Annotated in this window: 12 protein-coding genes; 7 read left to right on the top strand and 5 right to left on the bottom strand. The window is 41.9% G+C overall.

Translation table 11 applies throughout. The annotated features are described in order from the left end of the window. The first annotated feature begins 293 nt into the window (after positions 1 to 293). The 4 genes from V7K21_RS10785 (at position 294) to V7K21_RS10770 (ending at position 5,735) form a co-directional block, all read left to right on the top strand. Complete coding sequence (locus V7K21_RS10785) at positions 294 to 2,927, top strand: TonB-dependent siderophore receptor (protein WP_335174021.1); 2,634 nt, start codon at positions 294 to 296, stop codon at positions 2,925 to 2,927. Between the two features lie 23 nt (positions 2,928 to 2,950). After that, a complete protein-coding gene (locus V7K21_RS10780; protein ID WP_335174019.1) occupies positions 2,951 to 4,090 on the top strand; it encodes a PepSY-associated TM helix domain-containing protein in 1,140 nt (379 codons plus the stop codon). Positions 4,091 to 4,707: 617 nt separating this feature from the next. Further along, entirely contained in the window at positions 4,708 to 4,983 is a 276-nt protein-coding gene (locus tag V7K21_RS10775; RefSeq protein WP_335174017.1) for a DUF485 domain-containing protein, read from the top strand. Between the two features lie 53 nt (positions 4,984 to 5,036). Continuing rightward, positions 5,037 to 5,735 carry a sodium:solute symporter family transporter gene (locus tag V7K21_RS10770; RefSeq protein WP_335174015.1) on the top strand — a complete coding sequence of 233 codons (699 nt, stop codon included), beginning with the start codon at positions 5,037 to 5,039 and terminating at the stop codon, positions 5,733 to 5,735. 203 nt (positions 5,736 to 5,938) lie between these two features. Here V7K21_RS10770 and V7K21_RS10765 read toward each other — a convergent pair whose 3' ends face one another. The 4 genes from V7K21_RS10765 to V7K21_RS10750 all read right to left on the bottom strand — a co-directional run bounded on the left by V7K21_RS10765 (position 5,939) and on the right by V7K21_RS10750 (position 10,170). Then, positions 5,939 to 6,724 carry a hypothetical protein gene (locus V7K21_RS10765; RefSeq protein WP_335174013.1) on the bottom strand — a complete coding sequence of 262 codons (786 nt, stop codon included), beginning with the start codon at positions 6,722 to 6,724 and terminating at the stop codon, positions 5,939 to 5,941. A 369-nt stretch (positions 6,725 to 7,093) separates the two neighbouring features. Continuing rightward, entirely contained in the window at positions 7,094 to 7,366 is a 273-nt protein-coding gene (locus V7K21_RS10760; protein WP_335174011.1) for a hypothetical protein, read from the bottom strand. Between the two features lie 801 nt (positions 7,367 to 8,167). Next, positions 8,168 to 9,007, bottom strand: coding sequence for a tetratricopeptide repeat protein (locus V7K21_RS10755; RefSeq protein WP_335174009.1), 840 nt, complete (start codon positions 9,005 to 9,007; stop codon positions 8,168 to 8,170). A gap of 242 nt (positions 9,008 to 9,249) precedes the next feature. Beyond that, positions 9,250 to 10,170, bottom strand: a complete 921-nt coding sequence (locus V7K21_RS10750) for a ribonuclease D (protein ID WP_335174007.1) — start codon at positions 10,168 to 10,170, stop codon at positions 9,250 to 9,252. A gap of 467 nt (positions 10,171 to 10,637) precedes the next feature. Between V7K21_RS10750 and V7K21_RS10745 the strand changes: the two genes are divergently transcribed. After that, the gene (locus V7K21_RS10745) at positions 10,638 to 11,096 is read left to right on the top strand and encodes a BON domain-containing protein (RefSeq protein ID WP_335174005.1); all 459 of its coding nucleotides are present in this window, start codon (positions 10,638 to 10,640) and stop codon (positions 11,094 to 11,096) included. 325 nt (positions 11,097 to 11,421) lie between these two features. Here V7K21_RS10745 and V7K21_RS10740 read toward each other — a convergent pair whose 3' ends face one another. Further along, positions 11,422 to 12,243: a carbonic anhydrase gene (locus tag V7K21_RS10740; protein WP_335174003.1), complete on the bottom strand. Its 822-nt coding sequence runs from the start codon at positions 12,241 to 12,243 to the stop codon at positions 11,422 to 11,424. Between the two features lie 433 nt (positions 12,244 to 12,676). Here V7K21_RS10740 and smc point away from each other — a divergent pair, with 433 nt between their 5' ends. Both smc and V7K21_RS10730 read left to right on the top strand, forming a co-directional pair. Further along, entirely contained in the window at positions 12,677 to 16,339 is a 3,663-nt protein-coding gene (smc, locus tag V7K21_RS10735; protein WP_335174001.1) for a chromosome segregation protein SMC, read from the top strand. A 58-nt stretch (positions 16,340 to 16,397) separates the two neighbouring features. Then, a complete protein-coding gene (locus V7K21_RS10730) occupies positions 16,398 to 17,393 on the top strand; it encodes a PRC-barrel domain-containing protein (RefSeq protein WP_335173999.1) in 996 nt (331 codons plus the stop codon). Positions 17,394 to 17,400: the final 7 nt, after the last annotated feature.

The following is a 17,400-nucleotide window of genomic DNA, read 5'->3' as shown; positions in this document are numbered from 1 at the left end:
GATCGCTTGAAAGTTTCAAGCAAGAAGCTGTGTCAAAATATTTAAAAGTTGTCTTGTTATAAGGCAAATAGGCGATCGCACTGTTTCTAATCTTCTGACTTGCAAGTGGAGATTAACAACTGAAATTGCTCAACTACTGCTGCTAACTAAAAAAATTCCGTTTGGGAGCAATTTTTTTGATTGAAATCCTGTATTGTAATATCAAGAGCAATTTGATAAAAGTTCTCGACTAACGAGCAAAAATACTCGCTCTTTTGCTAAAGCCTGCTTAATTACCTTGGTGTGAGGAAAATATGTGGAATTTGCAACTGCCATTGTTGGCGGCTACTTTAGTGTCGGTGTTTTTTGCACAGACTGTATCAGCACAGTCAATTAGCCGTAGCCAGAATTTGACAAACCGAGAAATTCCAAGCTCACCTCAGACAATACCAGCAACTAATACAACTAGGAAAATTAAGCAGTTAAGTGAGCTAGAATCGGTTTCGACTAGCGCTCAAACCTTATTAGTGCAGTCGCCGACACCCACATCAGAAATTGTGCAAGTTACACAAGTTAAGGCAAACCCCACCGAAAAAGGTGTAGAGGTAATTTTACAGACAACTAAGGGGCAACAGTTGCAAGTTATAAATCGCAGTGTTGGTAATAGCTTTATCGCTGATGTTCCTAATACTCAACTGCGTTTACCATCGGGTGAAGCCTTTATATTCCGCTCCACTAAACCAATTGCAGGTATTACTGAAATAACAGTTAGTAATTTTGATGCCAATACGATTCGGGTAACAGTTATCGGTGAGCGAAGTGTACCAACAGTTAAGTTATCTGACAGTCCAGACGAGGGTTTAATCTTCTCTGTTGCCAGTGCTGCATCTACGCAAAACCCCACCCCGCCTGCGCCTGGGACACAAAAACCCCAGCCAGAGCAACCAACAGCCCTGGATAATCAGCCGATTGAATTGGTAGTCACAGGTGAGCAGGACACAGGATATAATGCACCAGATGCCTCAACTGCTACCAAAACAGATACGCCCCTCCGGGACATTCCCGCTTCAATTCAGGTAATTCCCCAAGAGGTGATCCGCGATCAGGGTGCGACCAACGTCAGAGAAGCAGTGCGTAATGTCAGCGGTGTCACCTATGCCGCTTCATATGGCAATCGTACAGAGGGTTTTACTGTTCGGGGCTTTAATGCTGAGACCTTCCTGAATGGATTTCGTGGTGAAGATTTCTCGCGAACTCAAGAGGAGAGTGCAAACATCGATCACATCGAAATCTTGAAGGGACCTGCATCCATTCTCTATGGACGGGTAGACCCATCAGGAATCATCAATCGGGTTACCAAGAAACCGCTATTTGATCCTTTCTACGAATTGAATTTTACAGCCGGAAGCTATGGTTTCTACCGTCCAACCTTAGACTTTGCAGGTCCACTCAACGACGAGAAAACATTAGCATATCGTTTGAACATTGCCTACGAGGACGCAGGGAGTTTTCGCGATCGCGTGCAGACTGAGCGATTCTTCTTTGCGCCATCCTTTACCTATCAGTTAGGCAAAAATACGAGCTTAAACTTAGATGTGTCGTATCTGCGGGACGCACGACCGGTTGATCGGGGACTAGTAGTACTGAGTGACAATAAAGTTCCCAATATTCCAATAGGTCGCTATCTGGGCGACCCGACCAAGCAGGAACAATTCACCCAAACCCTGGCAGCCCTATACCTCGACCATCGCTTTAATTCCAATATCTCGCTCCGGTCTTTGTTTCGCTATACCGCAAGTACTGAAAGTGGTCCCGGTGCTACTCTACAAATCTTCGGTGATACAGAAGATGATCGCACCTTTGCCCTGGGCGATTCTATTGGCAATCAATACTATGAAACCTACTCTTGGCAAAATGACCTGACTGCCAAAGTCAAAACGGGATCAATTCAGCATACAGTATTGTTGGGTTTAGAACTCGTACGAGAGAAGAGTTTCTTTTATGACAGAGATCGCTCGGCAGGATTCATTGATATTTTTAACCCCAGCTACAACTTTACTTTTGGTGAGTTTGAACCCATGAGAACTGGTAATGATGTTACCGAGACTTTTGGTATCTACCTGCAAGATCAAATTACCTTGCTGAATAACCTCAAACTGCTGGTAGGTGGAAGATTTGATACCTATCACTATGAATCCACTTCCGACGGTGTTCCAGTTACACCCGATAACGCAGATGCATTTACCCCGCGTGTAGGCATTGTATATCAACCAATTAAAGAAGTGTCGCTTTACACCAGTTACAGCCAGTCTTTTACCCCTAATAGCGGTAGAAGTCGGAGCGATCAACCCTTTGATCCCCAAAGAGGCACAGGCTATGAAGTTGGAGTCAAAACAGAGTTACTTAATAGTCGATTATCTTCAACACTTGCATACTATGATACAAAGCTTAAAAACGTCCTCACTGACGATTTAGATAATCCTGGCTATTCGCTTCAAGTCGGTGAACAGCGCAGCCGAGGTGTTGAGTTTGATGTTGCAGGTGAAATTCTTTCAGGCTGGAAGGTAATCGCATCCTACGCTAACACCGATGCAGAAATTACCAAAGACAACACATTTGCGATCGGCAATCGGCTCAATAATGTGCCGCGCAATGGTGGCAGCCTATGGACAACCTACACCCTGCAAACAGGCAGTTTGAAAGGATTAGGATTCGGGTTTGGGGCATTTTTTGTCGGTGAACGAGCAGGAGATTTAGCTAATTCCTTTGTGGTTCCCGGCTATACTCGCTTGGATGCAGCGCTGTATTACCAAAAAGATAATTTCCGAGTTGGACTCAATTTCAAGAACCTCTCTGACATTAGGTATTTTGAAGGGTCAAATGGTCGATCTGAGGTTATTCCAGGCGCACCGTTTACCGTGCAAGGTACGATTTCATATTCATTTTGACTGGTACGGTATAAGTATTGACTATGACATCTAGAGCAGTACGTAAAGTGATCTTTGGTTTACACCGCTACATTGGGTTAGCGGTGGGACTGATTGCGATTATCATTGGTTTAACTGGTAGCTTGCTGGTCTTCCAATCCGAAATTAGTGATTTTCAACGGCATAACCAGATTGGAACGATTACGCCTAAAGGGGAAATGCTGCCGATTGAGGTGGTTCTGAATACAGTCAAAAAAAGCTATACCAACCAACCCGATGCCAAGCTCAAGCGAGTTTATCTGCCGACAAAACCAGATGAACCCTTTGACATTGTTTATGCAACTAAGAAAAATGATTGGATTGATAATTACGTTCATCCTTATACAGGAGCAGTTCTCGGTAATAGTCTCAATCCCAGTTCTATAGACAGCTTTTACAAGGTTATTTATGAAGTCCATTACAGTTTGCTAGCAGGTGACATTGGATACAAAATTGTTGGCACTATTGGTTTATTAGTGTGCATTTTAACGATTACAGGAATATTTCTCTGGCCTGGGTGGAGGAAGTTATTGACAGGCTTCAAAATTAAGCTTGATGCTCATCCCAAGCGAGTGAACTTTGATATTCACAAAGTTGCTGGTGTAATGACAGGTGTGTTTCTTTTGTTCACATTTTTCACAGGTTTTTGCTGGAATTTTAATGAATTTAGTGAGCCTCTGATTCGGGCAATCACCTTTAGTTCCAAGCAGGAAGCTGTTTCTCAACTTATCCCTGGTAAGTCTCCCCTGAAGCTTACCCTGCAACTTCAAACCGCTCAACCTCAATTACCCGGTGCAGAACTCAGAGGCGTTTATTTTCCAGAAAAACCAGACAGCGCTTTGATGATTCGCTACAAGTTTCCTCAAGAAATAGAAGACGGTGGAAACAGCTATGTCTACCTCGACCAGTATAGCGGCAAGGTTTTGCGAGTAGACAATGCTTTAAAACCGTTATTGGGCGATCGCATCCTCAACTCCTTTACTCCCCTACACTATGGTACTTTTGGTGGCTTGCCTACTCGCATTCTCTATGTATTTGTCGGGCTTACACCGTTAATTTTATTTATCACTGGCTTCGTAATGTGGCAGTATCGCAAAAGACCTACCCCGGATTTCTCACAATTCACAAAAAATTCTTGGGATTAGCAAAATTTTTAATTGATACATCATCAGATTAGATTATCTAGCAGGATAACTCAGCGCAAAAACCGAAGATATAAAGATAAATCAAATAGGATGGCGGCCAAGGCAAACGCATCTAAATATTGAATCCCGAACCAAATAAGATAGGTATTGTAAATTAATCGACGCAATCGTTTAAAATGCTCTATGAGTAAGGTTTTCGAGCGCTCATATCAGCAAGCAATAAATTGTTCTTTTTCATGAGTAATTGCGATCGCTTCATACCTAATATTGCTCGGTTTAAGAATATTCATAGGTTGGGTTTCGTTTCTCAACCCAACCTAGACACTTTTGTTTTTTAGGCAAAACCTACGCAGTATTGGCTTCATACCCTGTAGCGCTATAGTTTGATCAAGACGGAATTTGTCAACCGCACAACCAGATAGGATTTTGAGACAAACAAATGTCTGACTAAATGAAAATTATAATTATTATGATAAAAAATCAGTTGTATATTATTTAGCAAAGTTAATTTTATTACCTGAAATAGCAATATATTTACTAATAATCTTTAAGAAAATTACGCATAAATCAACTTCAATGAGACAATCTGACCTAATCTTCTCAACCCAAAGGAAGACATGAACGATCGCACAAAGGCTCTTCAGGCTCTCGCAGCTGAACGTTGGCGAGTATCCCTGATTCTCAGTGGAGCCATGATGTTTATTTACTTTGGCTTTATCTTGCTAATCGCGTTCAATAAACCCCTGCTGGGGTCATTAATAGTTCCTGGCCTCAGTCTAGGAATTTTACTAGGGGCGCTGGTAATTGTCTCAGCATGGGTATTAATTTTTATCTATGTGCGTTGGGCAAATAGTAGTTACGACGACCAAATCGCAAGACTGACACGCAAGTGAATTAGCTATGAGCAATTTCTAATCCAAAATCCAAAATCCTAAACCAAAAAAGCATGAATAGTGTGTGGTTCGATCTGCCACTAGCGGCGGATATTACCAGTCTTGGTAAGTTTAACCCGTTGGCGATCGCTTTCTTCTTTGTGTTTGTTGCAAGTTCTTTAGGCATTACCTATTGGGCGGCAAAGCTGACCAAAAATACTGCCCACTTCTATACAGCTGGCGGCAAAATCAGCGGTTTCCAAAATGGGCTAGCCTTAGCAGGAGACTTCATGAGTGCAGCTAGCTTTTTAGGTATCGCTGGGCTGGTGGCACTCAACGGCTTTGACGGCTTAATTTATTCTATTGGCTTCCTGGTAGGCTGGCCGATTGTGATGTTTTTGATCTTAGGTATTTTATTTAAAGGACAAAACGTCGCTTATATGGTAGGTTTAGCATTTGTGATCGCTGCTAGTGCAAACTTCCCAGCGTTGCTCTTATCAATGCTTTGGCGACGCTTTACCACTAACGGGGCGGTTGCGAGTATGTTAGTGGGTACCTTCTCCTCGTTACTGCTGATTTATTTGTCACCTACTATTCAAGTAACAATTCTCAAGCACGCTTCTGCACCCTTTGGGCTAAAAAATCCTGGATTAGTTACTATTCCCCTATCGTTTCTAGTGGCGATTGTGGTTTCGCTATTGACTACTGAACAGCAGGCACAGGAAAAATTTGCCGAAGTTGAGGTTCGCATCCACATTGGTTCTGGGATGTGATTTTGTCAATGCACAAACAAGTCTAAGCGGCGAAAGCCGCTCATAACTTTCGTAGAAATGCGTAGAATAACGAGTGATGAGGGTTGGGGGTGATCTTGAAGTTTGAGGGTGTTGAACCAGAGAAGTTTGGTCAATTGATCGCATCTGCGCCCGATTGGGTAGAATCGATGGTTTGATTTGTTAGGCTAGGTAAACCTAAACAGTTACGAGCGATCTTGTGTCCGTAAAATAGTAGTGCCAACAGAACTCGCTAATTCCACATCTTCTAAAAACATTTCATTAATAGTCTTTTGACGGTAAATCATCATTTCGCGCACCCAAGAGTCATGACCTTGCTCGATGTACTTACCAATACAGTAACCAGAGTACTCAATATGCTTAGTTTCGTCGAAAATCAACAAATCAGACATTCGAGTTACTTTTGCTAAATTATTAGGTGTAGCATATGCTTGCAGTACTGGACGCAACAATAATTGTAGGATCAATGCCCGAATTTCTAAGAGATTTATTTGGATAATCTCATCCATCACTAACTTTTCATCCATTATTTTAGCCGAAGAAATGGGTGTTAGGGGCGGATGCTTATGGTGATAGTATTGCGGAGAGAAGGCTTTCAACTGTGTGCGGAAATCTGCTTCTATTTTCGTCGGAAAAACAATATTCAACAGTGCTACAAACATTAGCGAGTGGCGTGACTCATCAATAGAGTGATTTCTCACCAACTGGGCAAACTCCTGATTTTGGATCTGCTCGGAGAATTGCCAAACTTGTTTAGAACCAGTTCCTTCTTCAACGACGTTAGTAATCAGGGAATTAGAGAACCATTCAGCATTACGAGCAAACTGACGATAGGAATTACCGTACCATGCCATCCCGTGTGGTGGTGGATGAATTTCGCAAGCCTGTCTCAAAACACTTTGATAATCTTCAAGAATCTGGCAGCTATAACGTTGTAGATAATTGAGCGCCAACTCACTAACATTGTTCATATATTTTATCTAAAAAAAATTAGATTTAGTATAATTACTACGGTTGATTGGATAATTATTAGTAGCACATAGCTCTTAAAGCACAGGTGTAGATACAAACCTGAGAGGATATTTGAAAAGTCTTGGGCGAATATAATTCGCTATTATACAAACGTTGGCGTAGCGTCTCGCAGAGAAGTCCACTTTGAAGTTCTGAACGCCGGAAGTCGGCGCCCAGGCTTCTCTCTATGCGGACTAATAAAAAATTCAGGGTGTTTAAACCCAAAGAGGTGGGTAAAGTCTCGTGTAGCCGCGATTTATAGTCGCTAGGGCTAGTGATAAATTAGACTTTTCAAACATCCTCTTAAACTTAATCTTTTAATTTAATGATTAATCATCCTTGGATTTGGGTGGTACTGCAACGATTGTAATTGTAAAAGGGGGCTTGGGTGGTACTGCAACGATTAGAATTCCAAAAGGGTGCTTGGGTGGTTTTGCAACGATTAGAATTCCATAAGGGTGCTTCGGAGGGGATGGACAGTTACTACTAGTTAAGATAGGTTTTGGCGCGCTTATACCACCTTTGATTGCCTCCATGTCTTCTGGACTTAAATCAAAACTAATTAGTTCGTTATCTAGATTCTCTAGTTTTGGATTTTCCATCTGTTCAACCTCAATTTAATTAGTATCAACCGGCAAGAATCTCTAAATACACAAGCTGATTTATGAGTTCAAGAACTTAAACAACGCTTTTCAAAGAATTCGTAGCTTAAATTTATCTTGAAGATTCACTATAATTTTACAACATAGCATTATTCGTGTACAGTTTGGCAATTATTATATTATGTAAAAGGGACATAATTAATTTATTTTTACTCGAATATTAATAGTAGCTAGGTCAAAGGCAAATGGCACGCTTGAAAAGCTAAAAGCTGTGAAAGAAAGGATTGCAGCCTTTCAAGGACATTGAGCAGTGGTTGGATGGGTCAGGCGATCGCATTCTTGGTAGACGTGGAATCGCCATCGCTCTCCATTGCAGGCACTACGTAATAGATGCGGTAATGATACAAAAGTTGTCCAAAATTATTTTGTAATGTTACTATATTTACCTATTTTTATTCTATTTTTACGGATATGTGACAACCCACAATGCGGACATTCCATCCAGTTTCACCTCAATTCATACCACCATTATGAAACGCCGTTTCTTTTTCACTATACTGAGCAAGATTCAAGTAGGATTTCTATAAGTAATTATACTTTTGGCAGTGCTCGCACTCTCATCTGCACTAGGCGCAGTTGTAAAATAAAAAATTATTTGTCGTCTTTAACACATTAGTGTCGCTCGCTTAATACACCATCAATTTAAAAGTTTAACGACATTAATTTGATAGCACGACAAATAAATTGTTATCCAAGAACATAAGGCGATCTGTCTGCTTTTAACTAAAACGCTGCTTTTGCCTACCGTCCAAGTTCTTTGATGTTTTTCGTCACTTGTTGGTATAAGTCGTTGTTACCCTGACTTTGAAAAATGCTTGCTGCTTGTTCTAAGTCTTTGAGTGCCCCCTGCTTGTCTCCATTGGTGGCGCGAGCATTTCCTCGGTTATTGTAGGCAGGGGCAAAGTTAGGATTGAGGCGAATGGCTTGATTGTAATCTTCGATCGCTCCCTGTGGATCTCCAGCAGCACGGGCATTTCCCCGGTTATTGTAGGCGATCGCATATTTTGGATCGAGGAGAATAGCTTGGTCAAAATCATCTAGCGCCCCTTTTTTATCTCCAATGGTGGCGTGGGCATTCCCCCGGTTATTGTAGGCTTCGGCATAGTTGGGATTAAGGCGAATCGCTTCACTGTAATCTTTAACTGCTTCTCTGTTGTTTCCTAGTGAGGCGCGGGCATTTCCTAAATTATTGTAGGCTTCGGCGTCGTTAGGGTTGATGCTAAGTGCTTGATTGTAATCTGCGATCGCTTTCTCCTTGTCTCCTAAATCAAAGTAGACTAATCCCCGGCCGTTGTAGGCAGCACCATATTGAGAATTTTGATTAATTGCCTTGTCATAGGAAGCGATCGCAGCTTGTAAGTCGCCATTTAAATGCTGATTCTTTCCCTGAATATAAAATTCCCCACCTCTAGATGTTGTAGCTGAACCACGGCTAGGTTGACTGACTCCTATTTCTGTCACCAATACATTGTCATTCTTACTACAAGAAACACTACTAATTGCGGTCAATGTAGTAAAAATAGCTATGGTAAATACTTGATTTACCCTTGTTCGCTTTTGTCTAAATAAACGCCGTCTCATAAGTTAATATAAACTGCCATAACACCTGAACAAAATTAGTACTGAAATCTAGATTTTAATTCTTTAACTCAATAATTATTCTAACTTTTGATATACATTTAAAGTCAATTGACAAATTTCCCTGATATTTTACCGATTTATAAGAGAAGGTAGTTGTTGCTGGACGAAATAATTATAAAACTTCAAAATTTATCCTTCACAATAACTCTATAAATTTTGGCATTTGTAGCCTAATGAACAATTTACTCATCCTCAGTTTCACTCGCTTGAGTTTTGTGCTTTAACCTCCAAGAGGTAGTTTTGTCAATATCTACAGACAGTTGTTCCAGATTTTGCCCTAAATCTTTTTGGAGTTTCTGAGTTAGTGTGATTGGAAAATCTAAATTAATACCTTGAGTTTGTGCTAGTCTTGCTAATTCTGTAAATGCAGCTTTGACTGTAGTCCGCTCATAACTAGTCAGCTTATAATCAGAAGTTTCCAATATATTTTGAGCCTGCATGGCTTTTTTTATACGTTCTTGCAAATGCTCAAATTCTGAATTTAACAACTTCCATTGCTGCTCAAGTTGCGAGTATCTAGTACTTAGTGATATTAAGTCTTCCGTTGTGGGTTCGGGGCTGGCTTTGGCTTGTAATCCTAACAAACTTAAGTGGATTTGAGCAAGATAAATACAATCTAAGTAAGCATACTCAATCTGTTCTTCAGTCAGGGGACGTTTTCCCCAATAGCTTTCTTGTTCTTGTTTGTCGATATTGTTAAAGCTACAAAGTGCTGTAGCTATGGTTTTGAGTTGGTAGTTAGGTAATGGCAAAAGATAGTAGGGAATTTTTTTTGCCATTTCCAAAGTGCAAGTAATATTTTTGGCTTTCTTGTTACCGAGAAGCTTTAGATCATAACTGGCATTGTGAAAAACTTTTTCAATGGCAGAATTTATCATAATTTCTTTAATAAATTCAGCTATAATATTAGGCTGATCTAGGACATCTAAAAGATAGACGCGATCGCCACTCATATCTTGAGGATTATCTAATACCTGAATCAGCGATAGTCGGGGATTACGACTTTTATAGTCAGCTACTTCTGTATCTATCCACAGCGTTTTAGCGTTGGTATATTCAGCAAGAATGGCACTAATTTCGCGACCGGAAGTAAGGTACGGCATTGGCTAATTTTTCCTAATATTTGGGGCATTGTAAGCAAGCCATAGTTTTATAAAGTAACATTTTGTTGGTAACTTTGCTGGCACAGTATTGCAAAAACGCTGAAGTTTTGAGTTGCTTAAGCGTAGACATAGCCAAACTTGCCTCAAATCTGATAACATCGAGTCACCACTGTAAGGCTGCATAGTCTACACTCAAAAAAAGCTCCTTAGCATCTACGTTAAATTCACAGAGAGTCACAGACTCTATGCACTATACTGGTTACCAGCCGTCAGAAAAATTGAATTAGGCGCTGATCATAAATGGCTGCAAAATCTTAGCCTGAAGAAATCGTCCAAGTCTCAATTTTCAGTAACCTGAGTGCTTGGGCACTTTTGCTTCTTCACCTTTAATTGCTTTTTAACATCTGCTCCTCACCATGACACACACCTCAATTAATCGCTTCAAGTACTCAATTCGGAGATAGATAATGAAAAAGCTAATTCCATTATTAGTTAGTAGCATTTTGGTAGTTGGTACTTTTGGTTGCCAAGAGGCTCCTAAAACTGGTTCGGAAACTCCTAGCACTACTAATGAAGCCGCTCAAGCACCAGCCAAACCAGCTTCTCAGACAACTCAAACTGCCAAAATTCCCGGAACAGAAACGACTCCTTTAGCAGCTAGTACAGATACTAAAGTTAAAACCGATTCTGAAAAAACGGCAGCAACAAAAGTTAAGGGCGACTTAAAAACTGAAGTTAGCGAAAAGTTGAATAAAGGCTTACCAGGTAATAAGTTACAAGTTGAAAACAAACAGGGTGAAATTATTCTCAAAGGCACAGCGGGTTCTGTTGAAGAACTAAAAAAAGCTGAAACCTTGGCTAAAAAAGTTCAAGGTGTAAAAACGGTGAAGATAGAAGCAAAAGTTGATGCTGTAAAAAAGTCATAAAAGAATAACTGAAGCTTTCAGTTAGCATCAGCATGAAAGTTAAACAGAGATTTACATTTGTGTAAGTCTCTGTTGTTTACTTGCTTAAATAAAAATAAGCAGTAGATAATTGATACCACTTGAATGACTTTAGAAACCTATAGCTAATAGTTAAAGTCTTATCAAAAAGACTAAAAAATGGTTTTAGTTTATTTGAATAGACTTCAGTTTAGCTATGACTTCTCTTTATCAATCCCTGAAAAGCTTATCTAACTAATAATCCAATCCTATCAAATAGGTTTCATTCATGGTGATATATAGAGTTAAATTTCTATATTTTCATCTTTCAACTTCCATTATTTGAACCTCGATAAATTCGCTCCATCTGCTCTGGAGAAAGACGCTTCATTGGAAACCACTCAAATGGAGAAACAGACCGTTTCTCATAAGATTGAGCATCATCCAGCTGATTTTCAGGGGAATGAGTTACTCCATTGGTATTTATAAACCGACCCCTGAGTGACTCATCTATTTCTAATTCTGGAACCTGAGTTTGAGGCAAAACATAAGCGTGCTTCTGGGGATCGTATGCGAAAACTTCTCCTGTTTCAATGTGATAAATCCAAGCATAAATGCTGAGTTCTCCCTGATAGAGCTTAGAGTGAACCACTGGATACGTCCGCAAATTCTCAATTTGAGTAAGAACATTTTCCGCAATCATAATCTCTAGGAGTTCTTCTCCGTCGTAGTCACTGTAGTGGTCTATAACTAACCTTCGAGTTGCCTCTGCATATTTAAGCCAATCATGTACAAGCGGCATTTCATCGCTGAGATTGTGTAACTTCATTAGTCCTTTCATTGCACCGCAATGAGAGTGACCGCAAATAATAATTTGGCGAATATCTAAAGCTTGAACAGCATATTCAATTGTCGCACCTTCACCGCCATTACTTGCCCCATACGGTGGAATGATGTTACCTGCATTGCGAATGACAAATAATTCACCAACTTGGGCTTGTGTAATTAGATTTGGATCGAGACGCGAATCAGAACAGGTAATAAACAATACCCTGGGCTTTTGGCCATGTGAAAGTTGCTCAAACAATTGTTGATGTGTCGAAAAATAGCTAGATTTAAATTCGCGCAGACCTTTAATTAATCTCTTCATTACTAAGTTCTACAAATATTTGCGGGTTAAGAGCCAAATTACAGAAAGCAGATTGAGGTAGTAAAGAGGGCTTTCTTTCTACGCTTTGACAATCGTAAAGATTACTATATTATAAGTTCCTTTGGTGCTTTTAATATCCTCTGGCATTTGCTTAAGTTGCTTTTTCCCTCGTTCCCCTCTGTTCCTTAACAGGTCATGTTAGTGTGTGAAAACGCCTAGAGCGTGTTTTCAAACTCGTTATATCCTGAAATAAAGATGCGATCGCCTTGTGGTAAGCCCTTCAGGTAAGCAAGTGGCGTGGAAACCCCCTGTTGCCGCAGTGGTGGCTCACCGCTACGCGTCTACAATGATCCCCAACTCTCCTCTCTACCCTCTTGCGAATTTTTAATTAGTTGATACACTTGTTCTTCATTAGCCCAGTGAACCAGCGCCTATGGTGCACATCAAGCGCGTGGAACTTACGAACTTCAAATCCTTCGGTGGCACTACCTCAGTCCCTTTGCTACCGGGGTGTACTGTCATATCTGGGCCAAATGGTTCGGGTAAATCTAATATTTTAGATGCCCTGCTATTTTGCCTGGGACTCTCCAGTTCTAAAGGAATGCGAGCCGAGCGTTTGCCAGATTTGGTAAATAACACCCAAACGTCTAAAGGACGGGCTTCTATTGAAGCTAGCGTCACTGTGACGTTTGATTTGTCAGGGGAGGATATCTCACCCAAAGCAACAAAAGCGCAAAATGAGGAAGACTTAGAGACAGTTGAGGAAGTTGAGGAAGAAAATCCAAAATCCAAAATCGTTCGACTAAGCGAAGCCGAAGTCCAAAATCCAAAATTGGAAGAGTGGAGTGTCACTAGAAGGCTGCGGGTTACTCACCAAGGGTCTTATACGTCAAATTACTATATCAATGGTGTAGCTTGCACGCTGACGGAATTACATGAGGAACTAAGTAACCTGCGGGTTTATCCCGAAGGCTACAACGTGGTGCTGCAAGGGGATGTCACTAGCATTATCTCGATGAATGCGCGGGAACGGCGGGAAATTATTGATGAATTGGCGGGGGTGGCGGCGTTCGATCGCAAAATTATCCAAGCAAAATCAACTTTAGATGAGGTGAAGGAAAAAGAAGATAGTTGTCGGATTATTGAGACGGAATTAACTGCACAGCGCGATCGCCTTTCCCAAGATCGGGCTAAAGCTGAGAAATATCAAAAACTCCGCACGGAATTTCTGGCTAAACAATCCTGGGAAGCAGTTTTATCATGGCGATCACTACAAGCACAACAAGAAAAGTTAGTTAACGAAATTCAAACAGGCGATCGCAATTCTGGTGAACTCACTACCCAACTCACCAACCTAAATTCCGAAATCGTTCAAAAAACAGATCAACTTGAACAACTCAATGCCCATGTGAAAGCATTGGGAGAAGATGAACTTTTGGCGATACAATCTACCCTCGCCACCCAAGAAGCTGAACGAAAACAACTCCAGCGTCAGCTAACGGAATTAGAAACAGCAACGCAGGAAACTGCCAAACGTCTGGCTCAAACTCAGCAAGAGATTCAAAAACACCGTCTTTCCCTAGAAGAAATTGCCGAAACACAGGTTGTAGAGACGCGATTTATCGCGTCTTCACAACAACAAAGGAATGAAGCGCAACAAGCTTTAGAAACTTCCCGCGAAGCCGCAGCAGAAATCGCCTCGGCTTCGGAAGCGTGGGTGCAGCAACAAACTGCATTCAACCGTCAAATTGAAACTTTGCTGCAAACTCTAGAACCGCAACGCACGGAACAAGCACAACTTAGGGAACGCAATAATCAGTTACAGCAACTAATTTCCGAACAAACCCAGTTAATTGAACGCGACGAACCCCAATTAGCCCAAAAACAAGCTGAATGCAGTCGAGTTGAAACAGAATTTAACGCCTCTAGTGAACCTATCCAAAATTTAGCCGAAAATCTCTCAGCCACAGAACAAGAATTGCAAATCCAACAGGAAACCCAAAAGCGGTTACTTTTTGAACAACGAGAAAAACAACGTCAGTTGGATAAAATAGAAGCGCAAACGCAAGCACAGCAAGAAGTCCAAGGAACCCAAGCTAGTAAAGTCATTTTACAATCGGGAATGCCCGGACTTTGTGGCTTAATTGTGCAGTTAGGAAAGGTGGAACCCCGCCATCAGCTAGCTTTGGAAATGGCAGGCGGTGGACGCTTGGGACATATTGTGGTGGAAGATGACAGTATCGCCGCAGCGGGTATTGAATTGCTCAAACAAAAACGTGCAGGGAGGGCGACTTTTTTACCGCTGAATAAAATTCACGCTGCCAAATTCACTCAAGATGCAACGCTGCGTTTTGCCAGTGGCTTCGTTAATTATGCTGTTAACTTAGTCGATTGCGATCGCCGTTATAAAGATGTATTTAGCTATGTTTTCGGTAATACGGTAGTATTTGCCAACCTTGAGGCGGCGCGGAAAAATTTAGGGTTATATCGCATCGTCACCTTAGATGGGGAATTGTTAGAAACTAGCGGTGCAATGACTGGTGGTAGTAACACTCAGCGTTCAGCCTTACGTTTTGGCAATGTGGAAGCGGCGGAATCTGATGAAGCGATCGGTTTAAGAAGTCGCTTGCTGGATATTGAGCGGGTTTTAGAGCGTTGTACTGAAGCGATCGCTACTTTGTCAACCCGAACAAAAAAACTGACGCCGGAACTCACAGAAGCACGCCAGGCGCGGCGCGAACAGCAGTTGCAATTGGAACAGTTGCAGAAAGACATTAAGAGTTTGAGCGCGCAATTAGAGGGGACGCGATCGCAACTTGCACAAAATAGCGAAAAGCTAGCCACTGCTCAATCCCGATTGGAAGTTTTAGAGCGGGAATTACCGGGACAAGAAACTCAATTGCAACAATTGCGACACGCTTTAGCAGAGTTGGAAGCATCTCAAACTCCCAGTGAATGGCAGCAAATCCAGGCAACGATTAAAATTCAAGAGCAACAATTGCAACAACGGGAGACGGCATTACGCGAAGCTGAACAAAGATTAAAAAATTTGGAAAATCAGCAACAGCGTTTGCAAGAGAAAATCCAAGAAGCAGAGACACGAATTACCGAATACGAAACCCAAAAAATCTCATCTAGAGACGCGATGAATCGCGTCTTTACACAAATCACAACGATAGACGAGCAAATCAGCCAAACCCGTCTATCGTTGAGTCAAATGGAACAGAATTTGGGAGAAGAGAAACAAAAACGCGACGCTACAGAACAGGAAGTGCGATCGCACCTTTTGCGTCAACAACAATTGCAATGGGAAATAGAAAAACTCAGAGAAACCCAAGAGAAGCGGCGGGAGGAATTAATTGCACTGCAAAGCCAGTTGCGGGATGTGGGAGCAGAATTACCAAATCCGCTGCCAGAAGTTCCAGATCAGGTAGATTTGGAAGAATTGCAGAAAGAATTGCGATCGCTTACCAAACGCTTGCAAGCGATGGAACCCGTAAATATGCTGGCGTTGGAAGAGTACGAACGCACCCAAAACCGCCTTCAGGAACTGACGCAAAGGTTGCAAACCTTAGAAGGGGAACGCACCGAATTACTTTTGCGGATTGAAAACTTTACAACATTACGCCAACTTGCCTTTAAAGAAGCTTTCGATGCTGTCAACGAAAACTTTCAATCGATTTTTGCCATCCTTTCAGACGGCGACGGCTTCCTGCAACTGGAAAATCCCGAAGATCCCTTTAGCAGTGGGCTAAATTTAGTCGCGCATCCCAAAGGGAAACCAGTACAGCGCCTAGCTTCTATGTCTGGGGGAGAAAAATCACTCACAGCCTTGAGTTTTATCTTTGCCCTCCAACGTTACCGCCCATCGCCCTTTTACGCCTTTGACGAAGTGGATATGTTCTTAGATGGGGCAAACGTAGAACGATTAGCTAGAATGATTAAGCAACAGTCACAACAAGCGCAATTCATAGTTGTGAGTTTGCGTCGTCCGATGATAGAATCAGCCGAACGCACAATCGGCGTTACTCAAGCACGAGGAGCTTACACTCAAGTTTTGGGGATTAAGTTACAATCATCCAATACATCTGCTTGAGTTTTTGTTAATAATAGTGTATAGATAAACCGGATTCGAGATCAGGACTCGGTATAGAATGACCTCTGAACAGATAATTAGGCGTTCCGACATATTAAATACCCAGGTGATTACCCGCGACAACGGCAAGCGGCTAGGCATCGTCAGTCAAGTCTGGGTTGATATTGATCAACGAGAGGTTGTGGCTCTTGGTTTGCGAGACAGCCTGATCTCTATTTCGGGCATACCGCGCTACATGTACCTCAACAACATCAACCAGATTGGTGATGTCATCCTGGTTGATAACGAAGATGCAATTGAAGATATCGAAGTTGAATCTCTCAGTAATCTGATTAACTGGGAAGTAATTACAGAAACAGGTGAAGTATTAGGCAAAGTTCGGGGCTTTAAGTTCAACGCCGAAACCGGGAAGCTTAACTCCATAGTCATCGCTTCTTTAGGATTGCCCCAAATTCCCGAACAATTTTTGAGTACTTACGAGTTCTCAGTCGATGAAATTGTCAGCACCGGTCCCAATCGATTGATTGTGTTTGAGGGAGCTGAAGAACGGGTAAACCAGTTGACAACTGGTTTGCTAGAGCGCCTGGGTATCGGCAAAGCGCCGTGGGAGAGGGATGCAGAAGAAGAATATGGTTATACTCCACCACGCACAATTGCAGCACCCAATCAGTTGCCCAGTGGAGTGCCATTGCAGCCACCCAAGCAGAGAGTTCGTGCCCCTGAACCCGTAGCGCGGGAAGAGGAATGGACAGAAGACTATGTGGAAGAGCAAAGGCCACAGCGTCAGGTAATGAAGGCGCGGCAGTATGAATCTATTCAATACGAAGAAGACGAGGAAGAAGATAACTGGAGTGAGGCAACGGGCAACGACAGGTATCAACAACCGCAGCCGCTAAAGTATGAAGCCCAGCCCTATAGCAAGCCTTATGTTGACGAATACGATGATTATGACGACGTAGAGGGCGATGCTTGGGAAGATGCGCCGAAGCCTGTGAATATTCCTAAGAAAGTCAAAGAAAGACAGCCAGAATACGAAGAAGAAGGCGGATATTAGGCTAGCC

The sequence above is a fragment of the Nostoc sp. genome, assembly GCF_036919595.1.
In the GTDB taxonomy this organism is placed as follows: domain Bacteria; phylum Cyanobacteriota; class Cyanobacteriia; order Cyanobacteriales; family Nostocaceae; genus Nostoc.
This window is presented reverse-complemented; position numbering and strand designations above follow the sequence as displayed.